The sequence below is a fragment of the Paenibacillus tyrphae genome (genome assembly GCF_000722545.1).
GTDB lineage: Bacteria > Bacillota > Bacilli > Paenibacillales > NBRC-103111 > Paenibacillus_G > Paenibacillus_G tyrfis.
Genome location: NZ_JNVM01000010.1, coordinates 1 through 21,145 on the forward strand (window position 1 = coordinate 1; position 21,145 = coordinate 21,145).

The following is a 21,145-nucleotide window of genomic DNA, read 5'->3' on the forward strand; positions in this document are numbered from 1 at the left end:
TCATTAGTTCAACTTATATAGACATGCAAATGCATTTTTCAAAATTCCTAAAGAACAATTCTATGTCAAAGTTGAGGAAGTCAGAACACAAATTCCGAATTTGACTGCATCTCAGGTAATGGTTAAATTTATGGAACTCGTGGCTTTAGTTGGAGATTCTCATACAACAGTACAGCAAACGACATCGACTTCGATGCTCCCCTTTTCGTTGTTCAATTTTTCTAGTGGAATATTTGTTATTAGCTCAACTCCTGAATTTCGATTTTTAATTGGTCAAAGGTTAATAGAAATTAACGGTTATCCTATCGCATCAGTTATGGAAAGGTATCGCGAAATCATTCCACATGAAAATGAATACTGGGTTTCATATCAGTTCCCTAAATATCTGAAGAATCTTAATCTTATGTACGGACTTGGCCTTAATCAAGATAATCGCGAGAATCGTTTTATGTTCCAGAATAGTCAAGGAGGAGTACAAGAAATTCGAATTAGTTCTGGGACGGAAGTCGAAGATACTGTTTTTTTCAGTAAAGTTGGCGAAGAAGTTCCTTTGTTTTTGCGAAATCAAAGTGAAAACTATTGGTATGAATATCTATCAAAAAATCATACTTTATATTTTAAGTATAATCGATGCTTGGAAATGAAGGGAAAGAGTATTGCCAATATTACGGATATGATTATGGATGATTTAAAGAAGCGCGAAGTTAGAAAGGTTGTTTTCGATCTTCGATTTAATGAAGGCGGGAGATCTGACCTGCTAGAGCCACTTATTGAAGAATTGCGATTTAATCAAAGCAGCCAGTTCAAAGTATATGTAATTATCAATAATGGCACATTTTCCGCTGGGGTGAGTACAGCCATCTCTCTAAAAAATAAACTGAATGGAATTCTGGTGGGGGAACCAACTGGTGGAAAGCCAGATTCTTTTGGTAACGTGGCTTCTTTTGTTCTGCCAAATACTAAACTCATGATTTCATACCCAACAAGAAAGCTTCATTTTATCGGAAATGAGAACATGACTTCTTTGTATCCTGATATACCTCTAGCCTTGGACATTGAAGATCTACTTCATGGGACTGATAATGCAATGCAATATATTCTCTCAACCTATTAGAGGTTTTAATTAATTTGCTCTTAAAAAAATTTACGGCCGCGTGTAAAAATAAGACAGTGTATCATTTTGCGACAGTCACAGGTCTGGGGAGGGGTTTGACGCTTTTCTCACAGGAACGTGGGCTGTGATTGTCTCAAATTGAGACAAACGGCGGCGTTTTTATGTAAGCGGTTTCTTTTGTTTGGCGGAAAATTTCGTTGGCACGGATTTTGCTTTAATCTTGGTCAAGTCGGCCGGATGGCGAGATGAACCCCTTCCGGCTGATGTAAAACACACCAAGGAGGGGTTTTCGATGAGACATGGAGACATTTCCAGCAGTCAAGATACCGTAGGGGTGGCGGTGGTGAACTATAAGATGCCGCGCCTGCATACCCGGGCGGAGGTTCTGGATAACTGCCGCAGGATCGCCGATATGATCGTTGGGATGAAGCAGGGCTTGCCGGGCATGGATCTCGTTGTTTTTCCGGAGTACAGCACCCACGGCATTATGTACGACGAGCAGGAAATGTATGAAACTGCTTCCTCCATTCCCGGAGAAGAAACCGCCATCTTCGCCGAGGCTTGCCGAAAGGCCAATACGTGGGGCGTGTTCTCCTTGACCGGGGAACGGCACGAGGCTCATCCGAACAAAGCTCCGTACAATACTTTGATCCTCATGAACAACAAAGGGGACATCGTTCAGAAATACAGAAAAATCATCCCGTGGTGTCCGATCGAAGGCTGGTATCCCGGCGACTGCACGTATGTAGCGGAAGGGCCCAAGGGGCTCAAAATCAGCCTTATCGTCTGCGACGACGGCAACTATCCCGAAATATGGCGCGACTGTGCAATGAAAGGAGCCGAGCTGATCGTACGCTGCCAAGGCTATATGTACCCGTCGAAGGACCAACAAATTATCATGGCGAAGGCGATGGCTTGGTCCAACAATACGTATGTGGCTGTGGCCAATGCGACCGGCTTCGACGGCGTTTACTCTTATTTCGGCCACTCCTCGATCATCGGCTTCGACGGACGTACGCTCGGGGAATGCGGCACGGAGGAAAACGGCATCCAGTACGCCGAGCTGTCGGTTTCGTTAATCCGCGATTTCCGCAAAAACGCCCAATCCCAGAACCATTTGTTCAAGCTGCTCCATCGCGGCTACACGGGACTCATTCATTCCGGGGACGGCGACAAAGGAATTGCGGAATGTCCGTTCGACTTTTACCGAACCTGGGTGCTGGATGCCGAGAAGGCGAGGGAAAACGTAGAGAAGATCACCCGGTCGACCGTCGGAACCGCCGAATGCCCAATCGCGGGAATTCCTCACGAGGGCAAGCAAAAGGCTGCCGGAGGCTGACATGTCGTTCATCGCCGAGAAGCTGAAAACGATCCATCAGCGCCAAGAACAGGCAGCCGGAGAAGAAGAGAACCGTTCTTCTTCTCCCCGGGCCGTGACCCGGTTTCGTTTTGACGTCGATCGCGTCATGCAGCAGGTCCGATCGAAAATTTTCGGACAGGACGAAGCCGTCGGGCGCTTGGAGGAGATGCTGAGGGTCGTCTGGTCCGACATTTCGGAGCCGACCCGGCCTTTGTACGTGGCGTTGTTTTTGGGACCGACGGGAGTAGGGAAGACCGAAACGGTGAGAGCGTTGGCGGAAGCGATTCACGGCAGCGCCGAAGCGTTTTGCCGGATCGATATGAACACGCTGGCCCAGGAGCATTATGCCGCCGCCTTGAATGGAGCGCCTCCCGGCTACGTAGGCAGCAAGGAAGGCACCTCGCTGTTCGATACGCAGCGCATCGAGGGCTCTTATGGCAAACCCGGCATCGTGCTGTTTGATGAGCTGGAGAAGGCGAACGATCAAGTGATCTATTCGCTGCTGGGCGTGCTGGACAACGGGATGATGGTCTTGTCGTCAGGGGAGAAAACGATCAATTTCCGCAACAGCATTATTTTTATGACCAGCAATCTGGGGGCGCAGGACATTACGGAATTTGCCGACGGGAGCTTGAAGGATTTCTGGAAAAAACTTGGATGGTATGCGCAGCCCCGGCATTGGGGGGCTTCCGAACAGGAGCTTCTGCGGACCATCGTGCAAAAAAAGACAGAGCGCCGGTTTTCGCCGGAATTTATCAACCGCATCGACGATATCTATGTATTTAACTGGCTCCGGCGCGACGGGCTCGGACCGATTCTGGATTCGCTGCTCGATTCGCTCAACCGCCGGGTTCTGAAGCACCGCTGCATGGTGCTGCTCGATCCGTCCGCCAAGGAGCTCGTCGCCTCTCTGGGGTTCGACAAGAAGTATGGCGCGCGCTCCCTGAAAAGAGCCGTCAGAACCTGCGTCGAAATCCCGCTGGCCCAGTTGCTCGGAAACCGGCGGCAGGATGAACCGTTCGTGACATATTACGTACGGGGGAAACGGAAAGGGCTGGCGTGGTACGAGGACGCCGAGCGGCTGGTGTACGAAGCCAAGGAGGTGACAAGATGAGCGCCGTTGGTCTGCTTTATGTGGGCGCGGTACTGTTTCTGAACGGCTTGATGCTGCTCGGCCGCATAGACGGCAAGAGCGCGGGCGTGTTCAACCTGTTTATCGGCGCCATGCAGGTGATCACCCCGTTTTATATGATCTTTACTTCGGGGGGAGACGCATGGACGATATTTCAGGCGTCCGGGATATTTCTGTTCGGCCTCACCTATTTATATGTTGGCATTACTAACCTGCAAGGCTTGGATTCGAGCGGTATCGGCTGGTACTCGTTATGGGTCGCCGTTCTTGCCGTAGGCTATGCGGCCATCAATTTCCTTCACTTTCACGATGAAAAGTTCGGCATCATCTGGCTTATGTGGTCGTTCCTGTGGACCTTGTTTTTTGTTCTGCTGGCGCTCAAGCGCAATATTAGCGTATTTGTCGGATGGGTGACGCTTATTCAAGCGTGGGTGACGGCGACGATTCCTGCTTTTCTTATCCTCATCGGCGAGTGGGAGTGGATCGGGGTTGGCGTCACGGAAGCGGCGGCGGGCCTTGCCGTGGTTGGCTATGGGGCTGCGTATGCGCTGACCCGGCGGAAAGCGCCGCGCGGGGTGGGGGTGTCGTCGTAAGCTAGTTTGAAGCATGAAGCCGCGGTGTATTGCTGCCGGGGCTTCTTTTTTTTAACACTTTATTGGCATTTGCTCTAAAGATTTCTAGTTGCTGAGCCGATATACAAGCTGAATCCTTTCCATAGGATGTGTCAGGTTACTAATAGCTTGGAGGCTTAGGAAAAATTGAACAAAGTCAGGTTATTTCTTACACTCGTTTTATTAAGTGCCTTGATCACCGCTTGCGGCGGACCGAGACCGATTGCGGCAACAGAGCCGGAAAAGGAAAGGGCTTATTGGGAAATGAAGAATTACATCGACTCGCATTTGATAGAAAAAGTGCTGTCCGATTACTTCGAAAATCTGGGTGACGGCGAGCAGCCGGTGACCCCAAAGGATTTCGACTACAAGATGCGCTCGTTCTCAACGTACAAAGGAACTCGAACGAATAAGACTGAGATTCTTGACAAGAGTTTAAGCTATGTCGACAAAAAACCGGTCTTTCCAACCGTTGATCCGATCGTGATCCGAATGAAGCCGGTGATCAATGAGTTGAAGGCCGCGTTGGCTGAAGCATACGATTACTACGAGATGAAAAACTACGTCGACGATAATTTCGCTAAGGGCAAAGAACTGCATACGAGAATAAGACAGGCGTGGGCGGCGTTTTACCCAATGAGAGAAGAATTTTCCACAGCGATGAGAAATTTGGGGGCCGAACTCAGAAAAGCGCATCTGGAAAACTATACGAGCGACAAGAAGGATTTCCGGTACAGTACCTTAAAACTAGTGGTCGATGCCGAAGCGCTGTCCGCGGAGTTGTCGCGTCAGGGCACTACGGCTGACAACGTGCTGGATTTGGATATGAATGCTTTCAAACCGAAATACGACATGCTTGTGGAAGATCTCAAGATTGTCACTCAGCAGTATCAGGTCATGGTCGACAAAAATAGTATAGATAAATATAAATATGAAAAATACGTAAATGCGGCCAAGGAGGTTAAGGCTGCCGCCTCGGAATTGATTGAGCGGGTGAACAAGCAGGAAAAAGTAGAGGAAGTCTCTTCACCAAACGACTACAAGTATCCCAGCGGTACTCCCGAGAAATTCAGCAGTAAGGTTGGCAGCGTTGCCTCGGAGTACGAACATATTTTTTAATGTCGTAAATGAGCGGGGGACGGCTTGCAGGTATGAAAAAGAAGTTGCATCATAAGAATAAATAAGGAGCCGCGCGGCTTCAAAGTAAAGTGAATCAGGGAAATAGACCGTTACCTTACCAAAGTGGGCGGTCTATTTCTTTTTGTTTTGGGTAAGTACGATGACAATGGTCACAACCAGCGTCAGCAGCGCAATAAGAAGCGAACCGAAGCCGATCATGAGCGTCAGAGCGTCTTTAACCTCCGCAGGCATCACCTCCCTTCCGAGAGGCTAGCCGACCGCCCTTGCAAGCCGTTCTAGTGTACAGGAAATAGGGTACATCATTTATTCTCCGGCAATCTACTATCTCTGCTCGGCTCAACAAACAGAAGCCGCAACAGCATTTGCCGCCGCGGCCTCCGTCCCTTATTACAAAAACTTCCTATTCTGCTTCTTCCCGTCGAAGGTGAACAGCACCGGCTTCGTTTCGATGACCGATTCCAGATGCACCGTCTTCCCCCACAGCCGGTGAATATACGGGAGAGTCCGTTCCACATACTTCAAATCGAGCTCGATGCCTTCGTACATATGCTTCAAATACAGCTCGCCGTTCTTCTCGAAATCTCCATTCTCGACCACGATATAAGGGAAGCCGCCGTTCACCCGGGAATACACGAGCTGGTCGCGGATATGTTCCCAAGACTTGTCGGTAATTTTCCACTCCGGCCCTTTTTTCTCGAAAATGTACAAATCGAGCTCGTCGCACAGCTTCTTGGTCATATAGTTGCGGATGAACGATAGATCGGAGTCGAATTCGCGCACCTCGAATATTTTTTGCCGGCCTTCGCTGCCTTTATAGCCGAACCGGTCGCGGTCCTCCTGCGAGGGCTTATCCCAGCGCTTCTCGATGTCCTCGAAAATTTTCAGTCCCAGATAATACGGATTGAGCGTATGGCGGGAAGGGACGACAACGGAGGAGTTCAGCTTGGAGTATTCGATCGTCTCGGAGTCGGTCAGATCAAGCTCCCGCATAATGCGCTGATGCCAGTAGGAGGCCCAGCCTTCGTTCATAATTTTCGTCTCCATCTGCGGCCAGAAATACAGCATTTCGTCCCGCAGCATCGTCATGATGTCGCGCTGCCAATCCTTCAGGTAGGGGGCATGCTCTTCGATAAACAGCATCAGATCCTTCTCCGGCTCGGCCGGAAACTTCGCCGGGGCTTCTTTGGTGTTAGCAGTCTTGGCCGCAGGCTTCTCATCCAAATCCCACAAATCCTCGTAGCCGAACTTGCGCTCCGCAGGCTTTTTCTGGCCGTCCGCCGCATCTTCCCGGCCGGTGCCGCGTCCGCGGTACGGCTTCGTGATCAGCGGATCGATATGCTCTTGAATGGCGAGCACGGCATCGATAAACTGTTCCACCTCGTCCGTTCCGTATTCGATCTCGTACTGGCGGATGCGCTCGGCCGTGGCGGACATGCTCTCGACCATGTTGCGGTTCGTCTTGGAGAAGCGGACGTTATTTTTGAAAAAGTCGCAGTGTGCCAGCACGTGCGCCACGATCAGCTTGTTCTGGATGAGCGAATTGCCGTCGAGCAGGAAAGCGTAGCACGGGTCGGAGTTGATGACAAGCTCATAAATTTTGCTCAGTCCAAAATCATACTGCATTTTCATCTTATGAAACGTTTTCCCGAAGCTCCAGTGACTGAAACGGGTCGGCATCCCGTAAGCGCCGAAGGTGTAGATAATATCGGAAGGGCATATCTCATAGCGCATCGGGTAAAAGTCGAGACCAAAGCCGCGGGCGACCTCGGTTATTTCCGCGATGGCGTATTCCAACTGCTTGATGTCATCCGCATTCACTGGGCGATCCTCCCCTCCGCGCCCTTCGGGAAAAAGGTTTTGAGCGCCTTGTACACTTCGCCTTTCTCACGAATGACGTAGTGCACGAATTTCGGATCGTGAATGTTCCGGTAGGCGGACATCAACGTGCTGCTGCGGTTATATTGATTTACTTCGCCGTATCCGAACAGGTTCGCCCGCTTGATTAACTCGCCGATCAGCCGCACACACCGCTCGTTGTCCGATGTCAGGTTATCGCCGTCGGAAAAATGAAACGGATATATATTGAAGCGGGACGGCGGGTAGCTCCGGTCGATCAAGTCGACCGCAAGTTGATAGGCCGAAGAGCAGATCGTGCCGCCGCTTTCGCCCTTGGTGAAAAATTCCTCTTCCGTTACTTGCTTGGCCTCGGTATGGTGGGCGATGAAAATGATTTCCACCTGCTCGTATTTCGTCCGCAGGAATCGCGTCATCCAGAAGAAGAAGCTGCGCGCGATATATTTTTCGAAGGACCCCATACTGCCGGACGTGTCCATCATGGCGAGCACCAGCGCGTTCGAGTGAGGGGTGACGATTTCGTCCCACGTCTTGTAGCGCAGATCGTCCGGGCTGATATGATGAATGCCGGGAGCCCCCGAGGTGGCGTTCCGTTTCAGATTTTCGAGAATCGTCCGCTTCTTGTCGATGTTGGACATGATTCCTTTTTTACGGATGTCGTTGAAAACGATTTCTTTGGTTGAGACATTGTGCTTTTCCTTTTGCTGCAGGTTCGGCAGCTCCAGCTCCTCGAAGAGCATGGACTGCAGCTCCTCCATCTGCACCTCGGCATCATAATAGTCGTCTCCCGGCTGATTGCCGGCGCCCTCGCCCTTGCCCGGACCGGAAGCGGGCTTCGGGTCTACCCCGAGCACGTCCCCGACCTGGCTATCCCCGTCGCCTTGCCCCACATGCTTGCTCTTGTTGTAGTTATAGCGGAAACGGTACTCATCCAGACTGCGGATGGGCACTTTGACGATTTGCTTGCCGTCCGACATGATGATGCTTTCGTCCGTCACCAGATCAGGCAGATTTTGTTTAATCGCTTCCCGGACTTTCTGCTGATGGCGGGTCTGATCCTGATATCCTTTGCGGTGCAGGGACCAATCCTCGCGGGATACGGTAAATAAAGGCTCTGTCATGCGGAACACCTCCTGAAAGCTTTTGGATCAAAGCTGGCTTCGATAGCACGGTCAAAAAGCGGCTGAGCCGGCGTCGAAAGCTTAAACGGTGTTGGGGACCGGATGGACGATAAGCGTGTAAAGCAGCATGTTAACTAAACCTGACAAGTACTTGGAAAAAAGTGCTTGTTACTAAATATATTCAAGTGCCGGAGGGATATGTGAGCGGGTTAGGAGCGGATTTTTTAGGAAGGCGGAGGGGGTTGGAGAGTCATAAAGCGCCGCAACGCGCACCGGGAGAGGCGCGCGTCGCGAAAGGCATTTATTTGTTTTTGCTTATTTACGGCCTGACCCGCTCCTGCCCGCTTCCTTCAGGCTTTGCCTTCCGCCATCGCTCGTTCGCTTGTCGGTTGCGGCATCGGCTGTGGAAGAGCCGCTTCTCGGTTGAGCTCCGCTTTTTCTTTGCTTCTCAGATACGCTATCCAATAGGCGGTGGCGACGAAGACGCTGCCTCCGACGGCATTGCCGAGAAAGACGGGGACAAAGTTGCCCAAGTATTCCCACCAGGTATAGTGCCCCGCAAAGATTGCGGCAGGAATCAGGAACATGTTTGCGACGACGTGTTGGAAGCCGACGGCGACGAAGGTCATCGTCGGGAACCAGATGCCGAGCATTTTGCCTCCGACGTCGTCTGCGCCGTAAGCGAGCCAGACGGCCAAGGCGACGAGCCAGTTGCAGCCGATCCCCGAAATAAAGGCTTGCAGGAAGCTCTCGTCAAGCTTGGCGCCCGCCACCTTGACCAGTTTGGACAAGTACGGCTCCGCTTCCGTCAAGCCGACAACGTGACCGAACAGGTAGGCGACAAAGAGCGCCCCGGCAAAGTTGGACAGCGTAATCAGCAGCCAATTGACGGTGAGCTGCTTCGTCGTTATTTTACCTTGGAGCCGTGCGAGCGGCACCGCCATCATATTTCCGGTCAACAGCTCGCCCCCGGCAATAATGGTGAGGATCAGGCCAATGGGGAACAACGCCGCGCCCAGAAAGGAGCCAAGCCCACTCCAAGCCGCAGGAACGCTCGCAGCTACTCTCAGATATAGAAGAAAGCCCAGGGCGATAAAAGCCCCTGCCAAAAAGCCCAGCGTACAAGCTTGCAGCGGATGCATATTCGCTTTCTTCTCGCCCATGGCTGCGGTAATATGCGCAATTTCTTCCGGTTTGCGATACGACATGTCGTGACACGACCTTTCCATTCTATTTGTGAAAATATTCACAATCAATGATGTGCTAACGCCCAGTTTCTACTGTCGTCTTATTTTACCGCAAAAAAAGGGGAACGAAAGTGGTATTTATCACATTCGCGTTGGATGGTCTGCACAGACAGCGCGGTTCCGGAAATAACGGATGAACCCTTAAAAAGTATTTGGAAATTCGACGAAATATGGTAAAATATAACTGCATACGCAATATTATTTAACGATTCGACATGAATCGATAGTTCAACGAATTGAATAAAAAGGGCTCCGTCACTTCATTGCAGGGGGAGCCATGGAGGGGCCGTATGCGTCAACGCACGGGCCTGACGGTTGCAGGGAACGCCTTCGTTTTGAACAGCAACTCGTTTCGGATTTGGAACGGGTTGCTTTTTGTCTTCATAACCAATTGAATTCGGGAGGTAGAAAGAGGATGTCACAGAAATTGGATGAAGGGACGATCAGCGTTGTTGACCGCTGGATAACGGAGATGCAGGACGCGGAGGAAGCAACCGTTCTCCGTTTGGATCACGGTCCGGCGGGCGACCCGGATGCGTATCGGACACTTAATCACACGTTCGAAAATGCGCCGTCCGATCGCTTGCGCCAGCTTTGCGGCATGCGCAGGGTTCAAGTAAGCACGGTGCTTTATACGGCGTGGGCCGTATTGCTGCAGCGCTATTTGCGTACCGAAGAGGTGCGGTTTGCAGCGGTCGCGCCCGAGGAGGAGCGGATCATCCTCGCCCGAATTGCAGGCGCGGCTTCGCTGCCGCTCGAATCGCTGATCTCCCGGGCGGAGGATACGCTGGCCCAAGGCAAGGCTTACGCGCTTACAAGCAGCGAGCTTCGCGATCTGAGTAGGTCCGCCTCGCCGCAGCTTCCTTTCAATACGGCCGCAGCCGTGGAAGCTCCCGGCGCCGTCCGGGCGTGGCCCGTCATTCCGGGGTGTGACCTCATGATCCGCTTCGTGCTTTCGGACGTTCTCGAAGTCCGCGCGGAGTACAAGCCTGGCGCCTTTCAGACGCCGACGATCCGTAGGCTGCTGGGGCATTTGGAAAATATCGTCATGACCTGGGTCGAATCTCCCCATACGCCTGTCGGCCGCATCGCTTTGCTGAGCCAAGACGAGAGAGAGCAGCTGCTGGTTGGGTTCAATCAAACGGATGCGCCTTTTTCTTCGGATACGACCATACATCGGCTGTTCGCGGAGCAGGCGCGGCGTACGCCGGATCGCCCCGCGATCGTCAACGGGACCGACTGCTTGACTTACCGGCAGCTTGACGAACAATCGAACCGGATGGCCAGAATGCTAATGGAATGCGGTATACGCGCCAATACCCTTGTGGCCGTCATGACCCACCCCACGCTGTCGATGTTCGCCGGTATTCTGGCGGTGCTGAAAGCGGGCGCGGCGTATGTGCCGATCGATCCGAATTATCCGCCGGACCGCATACGCTACATTTTGGAGGATAGCGGAGCGAGGATGCTGCTCACGGAGGGGCAGTCGGAGCTTCCATTTGCCTTTAATGGACAGACTGTCGATCTCGCGGACCTGTGGATGCATGACGGGGATTCGTCCCCTTTGCCGGAGCTTGCGGAATCGTCCGACTTGGCTTATGTCATCTATACGTCCGGCTCCACCGGGCAGCCGAAGGGCACGCTGATCGAGCACCGGTCGCTGGTCAATTTTTGCGAATGGCATTGCTCGCATTTTCAGGTCACGATGGAGGACGTCAGCAGCAAATATTGCAGTGTCGGGTTCGACGCCTCGATTTTGGAGATTTTTCCTTATCTTATTTCCGGGGCGGCGGTTCATGTCATTCCCGAGCACATCCGGCTGGATGCTGCAGAGCTGAACGAGTATTTCAACCGACATGGCATTACCGTCAGCTTCTTGCCGACCCAACTTGGCGAGCAGTTTATGGAGCTTCCCAATCGCTCGCTCCGTGTGCTGATGACGGGCGGAGAGAAGCTGAAGACATTCCACCCGCAAAGCTATCTCATTTACAACGTATACGGGCCTACCGAAAATACGGTTTTCACCACGACGCAGCTAGTTACGGCGCACTCGGATAACATTCCGATCGGGAAGCCGCTGAACAATGTTCGGCTGTATATTTTGGATGCCTGCGGCCAGCCTCAGCCAGTTGGGGTTCCCGGGGAGTTATGCATTTCCGGCATCGGTCTGGCCCGAGGATATTTGAACCGACCGCAGCTGACGGAGGAGAAATTCGTCGCCCATCCGTTCTGCGAGGGAGAGCGGCTGTACCGGACGGGGGACTTGGCCCGGTGGCTGCCCGACGGGTCCGTCGAATACGTGGGACGCCTCGATCATCAGGTGAAAATACGCGGTTTCCGGGTCGAAATGGGCGAAATCGAGCATCGGCTCCGGCTGCACGACCGGGTGCTCGATTGTATCGTGATCGCGCGCGAAGACGATGCCGGCCGTGCGTACCTATGCGCCTATGTCGTATCCGAAGAGCCTCTCGCCCGCAGTGAGCTGTCGTCGTTTCTGGCGGAGCAGCTGCCGGATTACATGGTTCCGTCCTGGTTCGTCATGCTTCCGAGGCTGCCTGTGAATGCGAATGGTAAGGTCGACCGGCGTGCGCTGCCCGAACCCGAGCGAGAGGCGGAGTCGGCTTCTTACGCGCCTCCGGCCGGCGAGACGGAACGGGGACTGGTGGAGCTGTGGAAGGAACTGCTCGGCTTGCGGACGGTCAGCGTTCATGACCGCTTCTTCGACGCCGGAGGCCATTCGCTGCATGTCGCCGTCCTGCGCGGACAGATTGAACGGTCCTTCGGTGTCCGGCTGTCGATTGCGGAGTTGTTCGAGCATGCGACCATCCGTAAGCAAGCGGAGCGGATCGGTCAAGCGGGTAAACCGACCGGAGGCGGTCAGGCGATTGAAAAGGCGCCCGAGCGGGAGCATTATCCCCTTCATCCGGCGCAAAGGCGGCTCTTCTTCATCGGGCAGATGGAGCAGGCCGGGACGGCCTATAACATTCCGCTGTTGTTCAAGATCGAAGGGAGCATCGATCGGCGGCGGATGGAGCGGGCTTTCGAGCGTATGATCGAGCGGCACGAACCGCTCCGTACGGCTTTTGCATGGGTGGACGGGGAGCTCGCGCAGACCGTTTGGCCCCGCGTGGCGTTTCAAATGCATTTTCATGCGGCGGCGGAAGAAGAAACGGAGCGGCTGATGTCCGCGTTCGTCGTTCCCTTCGACCTCGGGAAGGCGCCGTTATTCCGGGCCGGGCTTATTAGCTGCTCCGAGGGGCTTCATTATCTGATGCTGGATTTCCACCATATTATTGTGGACGGCGTCTCGATGCATGTGTTTTTCGAGGAATGGAGCCGATTATACCGGGGGGAGGAGCTGCCTCGCCCGGAGATCCAATTCAAAGATTACGCCTTCTGGCTGAACGGCCGCAAATCGGAGGAGGAGGCGGAGCAGCGCGAGTATTGGATGGCGGCCTTGTCCGGGGAGCTCCCAGTCCTGCAGCTGCCGACCGACAAGGAAAGACCGATCTTCCAAAGCTTCCGGGGCGACACTTACCTGCTTCGGCTGGATACCGGTTTGACCGAACGCTTGAAGCAGTTTGCTCTTCGGACGGACACCACTATGTACATGATCCTGCTTGCCGCTTACAAGGTGCTGCTTGCCCGGTATTCCGGCCAGGAGGACATCATCGTCGGTGTTCCCGTCGCCAGCCGCCCGCAAGCCGACTTGCAATCGTTGATCGGCATGTTCGTCAACACGATGCCGATCCGTAGCTTCCCGGAGCGAATGATGACGTTCGCCGAATATTTGCAGGAGCTGAAGTCGATCCTGCTAACCGCCTTCGAGCATCAGGACTACGATCTGGAGCGGCAGGTGCAGTCGCTGCGCATTCCCCGAGTGCCGGGGCACAGCCCGCTGTTTGATACGATGTTCGTCATGCAAAATACGGGCCGCACGACGACGCCGTCGATCGAAGGGAGCCGAATCACCGTTCAGCGGTACGTGGACCCGATCTCCAAGTACGATCTTATGCTTGATGCGACGGAAACGGAAGAGACGCTCCGGATCGATTTCCAATACTGCACCGATCTGTTCGTGCGGGATACGGTCGAGCGGCTGGCGAGCCAGTATGTTCAGATTTTGGAAGATGCGTTGGCTTCGGAGGAAAAGCGGCTGTCCGAGCTGCGATTGCTTTCGGAAGCGGAACTCAAGGAGCAGGTGGAGGGGCGGAATCAAACCGAATCCGCATACGACCGCGAATTGACGATTCACGGATGGTTTGAGGAGCAAGTGCGGCAGACGCCGGACCGGCCGGCTGTCGTATTCGGGGACGAAGCGCTCACTTACCGGCAGTTGAACGACCGGGCGAACCGGCTGGCGGCTGCCTTGATTCGCCACGGCGTGCAGCCGGAGCAGCTTGTCGGCCTGATGACCGAGCGGTCTCCGGACATGATTGTCGGTCTGCTTGGCATTTTGAAGGCGGGAGGGGCTTACCTTCCGATCGATCCGGATTATCCCGCCGACCGTATAAAATATATGCTGGACAACAGCCGGGCCCGTCTCTTGCTGACACAGATGCACTTGGCGGACCGGGTCGAGTTTGACGGCATGAAGCTGTGCCTGGATACGGATGCCGCCTACGAGGAAGCGACAGATAATCCTCCTCCTCGCAGCCGTGCGAGCCATTTGCTGTACGTGATTTATACGTCGGGAACGACCGGCAAGCCGAAGGGCGTCATGATCGAGCACCGCAATATGGTCAATCTGCTTCACCATCAGTTTCGGCATACGAACGTTGATTACAGTGGCAGCGTGCTGCAATTTACGACGCTCAGCTTCGACGTAAGCTCGCAGGAGATATGGTCCGCTCTGCTGGCAGGGGGCACCTTGCATCTCGTGACGAACGAAACCCGGCGAAGCCCGGACAAGCTGCTGCGGCTCATCGAAGAACGCCAGATTCACGTCTTGTTCATGCCCGTCTCGTACTTGAAGCTCATCCTGAACGAGAGCGCGTACGCGGACAAGCTTCCGGCGTCGGTGCGCCATATTATAACGGCTGGAGAGCCGTTGGCCGTCCCGGACAAATTCAAGGAGCATCTGCGACGACATCAAGTGTTTCTACACAATCATTACGGCCCGTCGGAGACCCATGTTGCGACGGCTTATACGATCGACCCGAACAGCCCGATCCCGGAGCTTCCGCCGATCGGAAGGCCGATTGCGAACACGCGCATCTACCTGTTGAACGACCGGTTACAGGTTCAGCCTTCCGGCGTGCCGGGAGAGCTGTACATCGCGGGGGATGGCGTCGGCAGAGGGTATTTCAACGACGAGCGCCTGACGGCGGAGAAATTCGTGCCCGACCCGTTCGCCGGGGAGGGACGCATGTACAAGACAGGCGACCTCGCGCGCTGGACGCCGGAGGGCACGCTGGAATTTTTGGGCCGCCTGGACCATCAGGTGAAAATCCGGGGGTTTCGGATCGAGCTCGGAGAGATTGAAAACGCGCTGCTTAGCCATCCTTCGATCCGGGAAGCGGTCGTGGTCGCCCGGGAGGACGGCAGCGGCGGCAAGGAGTTGTGCGCTTACTTCGCCGTTACGGAAGAGCTCCCGGTTATGGCCGTCAGGGAACACTTGTCCAAGGCGCTGCCGGAGTATATGCTGCCTTCGTATTTCGTCCCGTTAAAAAGCATGCCGCTCACGCCCAACGGCAAAATCGACCGCAGGGCGCTGCCCGAGCCCGATCCGGGCGAGCGTACGGCGGCCAAGCGCGACCGCGTCGCCCCGCGTACGGACATCGAAAGGAAGATCGCGGCCGTATGGGAGCAGCTGCTGAACGTTAGCGGCATCGGCATTCACGACAATTTCTTCGAGCTCGGCGGACATTCGCTGAAGGCGGCTGCGATGACCGCAAGGCTCCAGCAGGACTTGGACATCGGGGTCAACGATGTCTTCGAGCACCAGACGATTGCGACTTTGTCCGCCAAGGTAAAGCCGAAGACAAACTACTTGGCCGCCAAGCTGGAGCAGCTGAAGACAGCCCGCCGTGGCGAGCCGACGGAACGATTCGATGAGGAAATCGCCGCATACCGGACGAGAAACGAACGGTACGCCCGGCTCGACCTGACGCGGGACAGCGGGTACAGCGACATTTTGCTGACGGGAGCCACCGGGTATTTGGGCATCCATTTGCTGCGGGAGCTTTTAAGCAGAACTGCTGCTACGGTTCACGTTCTTGTGCGTGCGGCGACGGAGGCGGAAGCGCGGGAACGACTGCTTGCGAAGCTGGCTTTTTATTTCGCAGGCGATGCCGTGGAAGCGCAGCTTGACGGCCGTATTCGGATTTACCGAGGAGATCTGTCGCAGGAAAGCTTGGGGCTCGCAGAGGAAGCGTATCTGGAGCTTGCGAGCACCGTCGACTGCATCGTGCATTCGGCGGCGACTGTGAAGCACTACGGCAGCTACTCGCACTTCGAAAGCCATAACATTGCTTCAACCGAGCGGCTGCTGGCGTTTGCCGGTACGCATCGGGCCAAAGACGTGCATCATATTTCCACCCTGGGCGTCGCGACCGGACATATTCCGGGACAGGCTGCGGCTTATTTTACCGAGTACGATTTGGATTGGGGGCAGCAGTATGAGAACTATTACGCCAAATCCAAGTTCGAAGCGGAGAAGCGGGTCGTTCAGGCGCGGGCCCAAGGGCTCCGCACAAGCATTTACCGGATAGGGAACCTTGTCTTTCAATCGGATACGGGCAAGTTCCAGCAAAACATCGAGGAAAACGCCTTTTACGCTACGCTCAAGTCGTTTGTCCGACTCGGCATGGTGCCCCAACTGGAGGCCGATATCGATTTTTCCTGCGTCGATCGGGTCAGCCAAGCGATCGTTCTACTGATGAAGCCCGCTGCACTGCGGGACCAAATCTTCCATTTGTACAACCCGCACTACGAGAGTATGCACCGTGTATTGGCGGATGGCCGTCCGGGAGGGAAAATGGCGTCAGGGACGCTCGACGAGTTCATCGATTACATGAAAAGCAGGTACGAAGAAGGCTTTTGCCGGGAGGAGATTGAGAGCCTGATGCTTCATTACGGCTGGCTGGAGCAGCAGGAGCAGACCCGGTTTACGCTCGCTTCGGAGAAAACCGTCCTGCTGCTGAAGAAGCTCGGCTTCGAATGGCGGGCGATCAGCGATAAGCAGATGGACGATATGCTGCGATACTGCCGGGAAGTCGGATTTATTTAAGTTAGAAAAAGGGAGAGTCCGGACGAACGGAGAAATAGTATGTAGAAAGGCTATCATTCCTTAAAGATAAGGGAGGGAATACGATGGAGAATGCAGCGGAACGTTTAAAGCATTTGCTGCATGCGGTCCCGGAGCAGTTCGGCCGGATGTCCGAAGCGGAGGTATCCGAGCGGCCCATGCCCGATAAGTGGTCGCCAAAAGAAGCGCTTGGTCATTTATGCGATTCGGCTGTCAATAACCTTCCGAGATTTATTAAAATTCAATACGAAAAGCAGCCGTATGTCCTCGTCCCGTATGATCAGGACCAATGGGTGGCATTGCAGGATTATCAGAACACTCCGGCGGAAGAGATTCTGAATTTATGGTCCGGATTAAATAACTGGATTTTGAAGGCCATTGAAAAAATACCGGCGGAAAAGCTATCATTCCCATGTGTCACCGTCCATCAGGAAACGAAAAGCTTGCAATGGCTCATTGACGATTACGTGGAACATATGGAATACCATCTGAACCGTCAAATTTTGAAGAACAACGTTTAATTGGCCGCTTATTTTGGCATCACTATAAAATAGGCTTAGCTGTTGGAGGTTTTGGAATGAAACTGTATGTCATCCTCTCGTTCAATGAAGACGGGATGGAAAATGTGTATGTGGGCGAGGACGAGGAGAAAGCTCTCTCGTTCAAGCCGTCCGATTTTGAGGATTGCGACGCCCTGTTCGTCGAAGTGTGGGAAGACGGGGAGAAGATCGACGATTACCGTCTGGAGTAGCGTGTGAAGCCAAAGTCGGTCATTCGTATGGGATGGCCGGCTTGTTCTTTTACACCCTATCATCGCCGTATCATCGATAAATCATTGATAAAATTGTGAAATAAAGCTATTCAGACGCAGCGGAGTTTATTATAATAGAATTGGCAATGAGAATTTTCACGAAAGTTTAACAATTGTTCCAAAGCGTTCCTTAGATAAGCTTTGAGATCAAAAACGTAAGCGCATACAAAATAATTTTATTTCATGTTTACAAGATGTGAGTTTGTTGTTAGAATAAGTTACATAATTTTGCATTGTGCGTCTGAAGGCAGCAGGTCGTGGGAAGCTTCCCTTCCCTCATCCCTGTTCGTCCGGTCCAAGGACGCCGATTAAGGGAGACGAGTATGGATTACGATAAAGACACGGTTTACGTGGTCGGCGATGCGCAGACATCTCTCAATAATCCGATTACTCAGCAGTACAGCGCATTTTTCATCGGACTTGTCGTGGATACGACCAACCACAAAATCGTGGATGCGGGCTGCTCGTCCACCATTCCGCTAACCTCGCAATTTGTTCGCTCCTTATTCGTCGGGCAGAGCATCCTGGCGTTCGAGCCGGTCGCCGACGAAATTAAGCGAAGGTACCACGGCTCGTCGCAGAAAGCGATCATCGTCGCCTTCAAGGATGCGCAAAAAAAATACAAATTGGCCTTGAACGGCCGGGATTGCGATTCCGGTGCGTCAGGGACCGCATAACGCTGCTTTGTTTATTAGTATGGCGACATACGCGTAAATAAAATCCAGCAAACGATACGCTTGGAAGCCTTGCGGCTGCCGGTTGTCGTTTGCTGGATTTTTTTATCTACATATCGAATTGGAGGATTGAGCGATGAAACTGTACATTTCGATTGATATGGAAGGCATTACCGGACTGGTCGATGCTACGTTTGTCGATTCCGGCAAGCACAACTACGAAAGAGGCCGGCTCATTATGACCGCAGAGGCCAATCATGTCATTGAAACGGCATTCCAAGAGGGATGCGGGGAAGTCGTAGTCAACGACAGCCATTCCAAGATGAACAACCTGCTGATCGAGAAGCTTCATCCGGAGACGCAGCTGATTTCGGGGGATGTCAAGCCGTTTTCGATGGTGCAGGGGCTTGACGCCAGCTTTGCCGGGGCCGCTTTTCTGGGCTATCATACACGGGCTGCAAGGAAGGGCGTGCTCAGCCACACGATGATTTTCGGCGTGCGGAACATGTACATCAACGATACGGCGGTTGGAGAGCTCGGCTTCAATGCGTTCGTCGCGGGTCATTACGGCGTGCCAGTGCTGCTCGTGGCGGGAGACGACGAGACGGCGGAGGAAGCGGAGGCGTTGATCCCGGGGGTGACGACGGCCATCGTCAAGCGGCGCATCTCGCGGACGGCGGCGCTCTGTTTGACGCCGGAGAAAAGCGGGCAACTGCTGCGCGACAAAACGAGAGAAGCGCTTGAGGCCCGCGGCCGCGTGAAGCCTTTGGCGCCTCCGGAAAGTCCGGTGCTGTCAATCGAATTCGCCAATTACGGGCAGGCGGAGTGGGCGCATCTGATGCCGGGGACGACGATCGAGCAGGGCTCACCGGTCGTTTCCTTTCAAGCCAAAAACATTCTGGAGGCGTACCAAGCAATGCTGGTCATGACGGAACTGGCCATGCGAACTTCATTTTGTTAAAAAGCGGGTGATCGAGTGGCGCCGTACTTATTGAAAAGATTCGTGTCCATGCTGGTGACGCTGTGGCTCATCGTCACGATTACGTTTTTCTTGATGCATACGATTCCGGGCTCGCCGTTCGACCGGGACGGCAAGGAAGCCAATCCCGCCGTCGTCCAGAACATGATGGCGTTCTATCATTTGGATAAGCCGGTGTACGTCCAGTATGCGCTTTATTTGAAGTCGCTGCTTACGCTGGATCTCGGGCCGTCGATCTCGCACTATCCGGAAAGCGTGAACGCGATGATCGAGCGCGGCTTCCCGGTCTCGTTCCAGCTCGGCATCGTGGCGCTTCTCCTGGCGATCGCATCGGGCATTGCGCTCGGAACGGCGGCCGCGCTCCGGCAAAACGGCCTGATCGACTATATCGCCATGGTGCTCGCCGTCATCGGCATCGCGGTTCCCAATTTCGTCGTGGCTCCGCTGCTGATCAAATACATCGCGGTGGAATGGGAGCTGCTGCCGGTGGCGACGTGGGGGACATGGAAGCATGTCGTGCTGCCGGCGGTCGCGCTGTCCACTGGACCGATCGCGATCATTGCGAGGCTGACGCGGGCCAATATGGTCGAGGTGCTGACGCAGGACTACATCGAGACGGCCAGGGCCAAAGGGCTTTCGCCGGTGACGATTGTGTTCAAGCACGCCCTGCGCAACGCGGTGCTGCCGGTCGTTACGTTAGTCGGCGCATTGCTTGCGAATGTGCTGACGGGCAGCTTTGTGATCGAGAAAATTTTTGCGATTCCGGGCATGGGGAAATATTTTGTAGACGGCATCAACAACCGGGATTATGCGGTCATCATGGGAACGACGGTGTTCTACAGCACCCTGCTCATCTTCATGATGTTCCTGGTCGATATCGCGTACAGTCTGATCGACCCCCGTATCAAGCTGCATGGAAAGGAGAGGTGAGGATGTCGGTTCCCGATCATTTGTTTGTGCCGATGCAAAAACGCGTCGGCCCTATGGAAGCGATCGTTCGTCCGCAGCTGACGTTCTGGCAGCAGGCGCGCATCCGGCTGTTCAAGAACAAGCTGGCTCTGCTCGGGCTTATCTTCATCGTTGCGCTGGCAGCGCTTTCGATCTTCGGGCCTTGGCTGACGGACCAGAGCTATTCCAAGCAAAACCTGCTGAACGGCAATCAAGCTCCGTCGGCCGAGCATTGGTTCGGCACCGACGAGCTCGGCCGGGATGTGTTCGCGCGCATCCTGTTCGGCTCTCGCATTTCGCTGACCGTTGGTGTCGTCGCTGCGCTCATCGATTTTCTCATCGGCGTCGTTTACGGGGGCATCGCCGGCTATTTTGGCGGGCGGGTCGATAACATCATGATGCGGATCGTCGACATTCTGTACGGCATTCCGTACCTGCTGATCGTAATCCTGCTGATGGTCGTCATGGGCCCGGGCTTGTTCACCATCATCATCGCACTGACGGCGACCGGCTGGATCGGCATGGCGCGGATCGTGCGCGGGCAGGTGCTTCAGCTGGCATCGTCCGAGTACGTGCTGGCTTCGCGGACGCTCGGAGCGAGTCCTTGGAGCATTATCCGCAGACATTTGCTGCCGAACGCTTTCGGCGTCATTATCGTGCAGGTGACGTTCTCCGTCCCGTCGGCAATCTTCGCGGAAGCGTTCCTCAGCTTCCTCGGTCTCGGCATTCAGCCTCCGCTGGCCAGTTGGGGCACGATGGCGAACGATGCGCTGCCGACGATTTTATCCGGCTATTGGTGGCGGCTGTTCTTTCCGGCGTTCTTCATCTCGCTGACGATGCTGGCGTTCAACCTGCTCGGGGACGGGCTGCAAAACACATTTAATCCGAAGCAGAGGAGGTAAGCT

16 protein-coding genes are annotated in these 21,145 nt (G+C 54.1%); 12 read left to right on the forward strand and 4 right to left on the reverse strand.

The features are described 5' to 3' along the window. The first annotated feature begins 130 nt into the window (after positions 1 to 130). The 5 genes from ET33_RS12180 to ET33_RS12200 all read left to right on the forward strand — a co-directional run bounded on the left by ET33_RS12180 (position 131) and on the right by ET33_RS12200 (position 5,336). Complete coding sequence (locus ET33_RS12180) at positions 131 to 1,114, forward strand: S41 family peptidase (protein WP_161783537.1); 984 nt, start codon at positions 131 to 133, stop codon at positions 1,112 to 1,114. 292 nt (positions 1,115 to 1,406) lie between these two features. Continuing rightward, positions 1,407 to 2,453, forward strand: coding sequence for an aliphatic amidase (locus ET33_RS12185; protein ID WP_036681273.1), 1,047 nt, complete (start codon positions 1,407 to 1,409; stop codon positions 2,451 to 2,453). Between the two features lies 1 nt (position 2,454). Continuing rightward, positions 2,455 to 3,588, forward strand: coding sequence for an AAA family ATPase (locus ET33_RS12190; protein ID WP_051775279.1), 1,134 nt, complete (start codon positions 2,455 to 2,457; stop codon positions 3,586 to 3,588). Next, a complete protein-coding gene (locus tag ET33_RS12195) occupies positions 3,585 to 4,199 on the forward strand; it encodes an AmiS/UreI family transporter (protein WP_036681276.1) in 615 nt (204 codons plus the stop codon). Before ET33_RS12190 ends, ET33_RS12195 begins: the two co-directional genes overlap by 4 nt. Before the next feature lie 165 nt (positions 4,200 to 4,364). Then, on the forward strand, positions 4,365 to 5,336 hold the full coding sequence (locus tag ET33_RS12200; protein ID WP_051775280.1) for a DUF3829 domain-containing protein: 972 nt from the start codon (positions 4,365 to 4,367) through the stop codon (positions 5,334 to 5,336). 132 nt (positions 5,337 to 5,468) lie between these two features. Here ET33_RS12200 and ET33_RS39730 read toward each other — a convergent pair whose 3' ends face one another. The 4 genes from ET33_RS39730 to ET33_RS12215 all read right to left on the reverse strand — a co-directional run bounded on the left by ET33_RS39730 (position 5,469) and on the right by ET33_RS12215 (position 9,540). Further along, positions 5,469 to 5,588 carry a putative holin-like toxin gene (locus ET33_RS39730; protein ID WP_235206700.1) on the reverse strand — a complete coding sequence of 40 codons (120 nt, stop codon included), beginning with the start codon at positions 5,586 to 5,588 and terminating at the stop codon, positions 5,469 to 5,471. Positions 5,589 to 5,744: 156 nt separating this feature from the next. Then, positions 5,745 to 7,175 carry a SpoVR family protein gene (locus ET33_RS12205; protein ID WP_036681279.1) on the reverse strand — a complete coding sequence of 477 codons (1,431 nt, stop codon included), beginning with the start codon at positions 7,173 to 7,175 and terminating at the stop codon, positions 5,745 to 5,747. Continuing rightward, the gene (yhbH, locus tag ET33_RS12210; protein ID WP_036681282.1) at positions 7,172 to 8,332 is read right to left on the reverse strand and encodes a sporulation protein YhbH; all 1,161 of its coding nucleotides are present in this window, start codon (positions 8,330 to 8,332) and stop codon (positions 7,172 to 7,174) included. Before yhbH ends, ET33_RS12205 begins: the two co-directional genes overlap by 4 nt. 350 nt (positions 8,333 to 8,682) lie before the next feature. Further along, positions 8,683 to 9,540 carry a formate/nitrite transporter family protein gene (locus ET33_RS12215; RefSeq protein WP_036681284.1) on the reverse strand — a complete coding sequence of 286 codons (858 nt, stop codon included), beginning with the start codon at positions 9,538 to 9,540 and terminating at the stop codon, positions 8,683 to 8,685. Positions 9,541 to 9,994: 454 nt separating this feature from the next. Here ET33_RS12215 and ET33_RS12220 point away from each other — a divergent pair, with 454 nt between their 5' ends. From ET33_RS12220 to ET33_RS12245, 7 genes are all read left to right on the forward strand, one after another. Then, complete coding sequence (locus ET33_RS12220) at positions 9,995 to 16,810, forward strand: non-ribosomal peptide synthetase (protein WP_036681286.1); 6,816 nt, start codon at positions 9,995 to 9,997, stop codon at positions 16,808 to 16,810. Between the two features lie 83 nt (positions 16,811 to 16,893). Further along, positions 16,894 to 17,349, forward strand: a complete 456-nt coding sequence (locus ET33_RS12225; RefSeq protein WP_036681289.1) for a DinB family protein — start codon at positions 16,894 to 16,896, stop codon at positions 17,347 to 17,349. Positions 17,350 to 17,405: 56 nt separating this feature from the next. Beyond that, positions 17,406 to 17,579: a hypothetical protein gene (locus ET33_RS39215; protein ID WP_010492398.1), complete on the forward strand. Its 174-nt coding sequence runs from the start codon at positions 17,406 to 17,408 to the stop codon at positions 17,577 to 17,579. Positions 17,580 to 17,962: 383 nt separating this feature from the next. Continuing rightward, positions 17,963 to 18,316 (forward strand): DUF3870 domain-containing protein, encoded by a 354-nt coding sequence (locus ET33_RS12230; protein WP_036681291.1) that lies wholly within the window; start codon positions 17,963 to 17,965, stop codon positions 18,314 to 18,316. Positions 18,317 to 18,449: 133 nt separating this feature from the next. Continuing rightward, positions 18,450 to 19,274: a M55 family metallopeptidase gene (locus ET33_RS12235; RefSeq protein WP_036681293.1), complete on the forward strand. Its 825-nt coding sequence runs from the start codon at positions 18,450 to 18,452 to the stop codon at positions 19,272 to 19,274. Between the two features lie 15 nt (positions 19,275 to 19,289). Continuing rightward, positions 19,290 to 20,222: an ABC transporter permease gene (locus tag ET33_RS12240; RefSeq protein WP_036681295.1), complete on the forward strand. Its 933-nt coding sequence runs from the start codon at positions 19,290 to 19,292 to the stop codon at positions 20,220 to 20,222. 2 nt (positions 20,223 to 20,224) lie between these two features. Continuing rightward, positions 20,225 to 21,142: an ABC transporter permease gene (locus ET33_RS12245; protein WP_036681298.1), complete on the forward strand. Its 918-nt coding sequence runs from the start codon at positions 20,225 to 20,227 to the stop codon at positions 21,140 to 21,142. The last annotated feature ends 3 nt before the right edge of the window (positions 21,143 to 21,145 follow it).

What these genes read in the sequence shown, in the direction of transcription:
- ET33_RS12180 (WP_161783537.1), top strand. Translation starts at nt 131, where the DNA reads ATGGAACTCGTGGCTTTAGTTGGAGATTCTCATACAACAGTACAGCAA.
- ET33_RS12185 (WP_036681273.1), top strand. Translation starts at nt 1,407, where the DNA reads ATGAGACATGGAGACATTTCCAGCAGTCAAGATACCGTAGGGGTGGCG.
- ET33_RS12190 (WP_051775279.1), top strand. Translation starts at nt 2,455, where the DNA reads ATGTCGTTCATCGCCGAGAAGCTGAAAACGATCCATCAGCGCCAAGAA.
- ET33_RS12195 (WP_036681276.1), top strand. Translation starts at nt 3,585, where the DNA reads ATGAGCGCCGTTGGTCTGCTTTATGTGGGCGCGGTACTGTTTCTGAAC.
- ET33_RS39730 (WP_235206700.1), bottom strand. Translation starts at nt 5,588, where the DNA reads ATGCCTGCGGAGGTTAAAGACGCTCTGACGCTCATGATCGGCTTCGGT.
- yhbH (WP_036681282.1), bottom strand. Translation starts at nt 8,332, where the DNA reads ATGACAGAGCCTTTATTTACCGTATCCCGCGAGGATTGGTCCCTGCAC.
- ET33_RS12215 (WP_036681284.1), bottom strand. Translation starts at nt 9,540, where the DNA reads ATGTCGTATCGCAAACCGGAAGAAATTGCGCATATTACCGCAGCCATG.
- ET33_RS12220 (WP_036681286.1), top strand. Translation starts at nt 9,995, where the DNA reads ATGTCACAGAAATTGGATGAAGGGACGATCAGCGTTGTTGACCGCTGG.
- ET33_RS12225 (WP_036681289.1), top strand. Translation starts at nt 16,894, where the DNA reads ATGGAGAATGCAGCGGAACGTTTAAAGCATTTGCTGCATGCGGTCCCG.
- ET33_RS39215 (WP_010492398.1), top strand. Translation starts at nt 17,406, where the DNA reads ATGAAACTGTATGTCATCCTCTCGTTCAATGAAGACGGGATGGAAAAT.
- ET33_RS12230 (WP_036681291.1), top strand. Translation starts at nt 17,963, where the DNA reads ATGGATTACGATAAAGACACGGTTTACGTGGTCGGCGATGCGCAGACA.
- ET33_RS12235 (WP_036681293.1), top strand. Translation starts at nt 18,450, where the DNA reads ATGAAACTGTACATTTCGATTGATATGGAAGGCATTACCGGACTGGTC.
- ET33_RS12245 (WP_036681298.1), top strand. Translation starts at nt 20,225, where the DNA reads ATGTCGGTTCCCGATCATTTGTTTGTGCCGATGCAAAAACGCGTCGGC.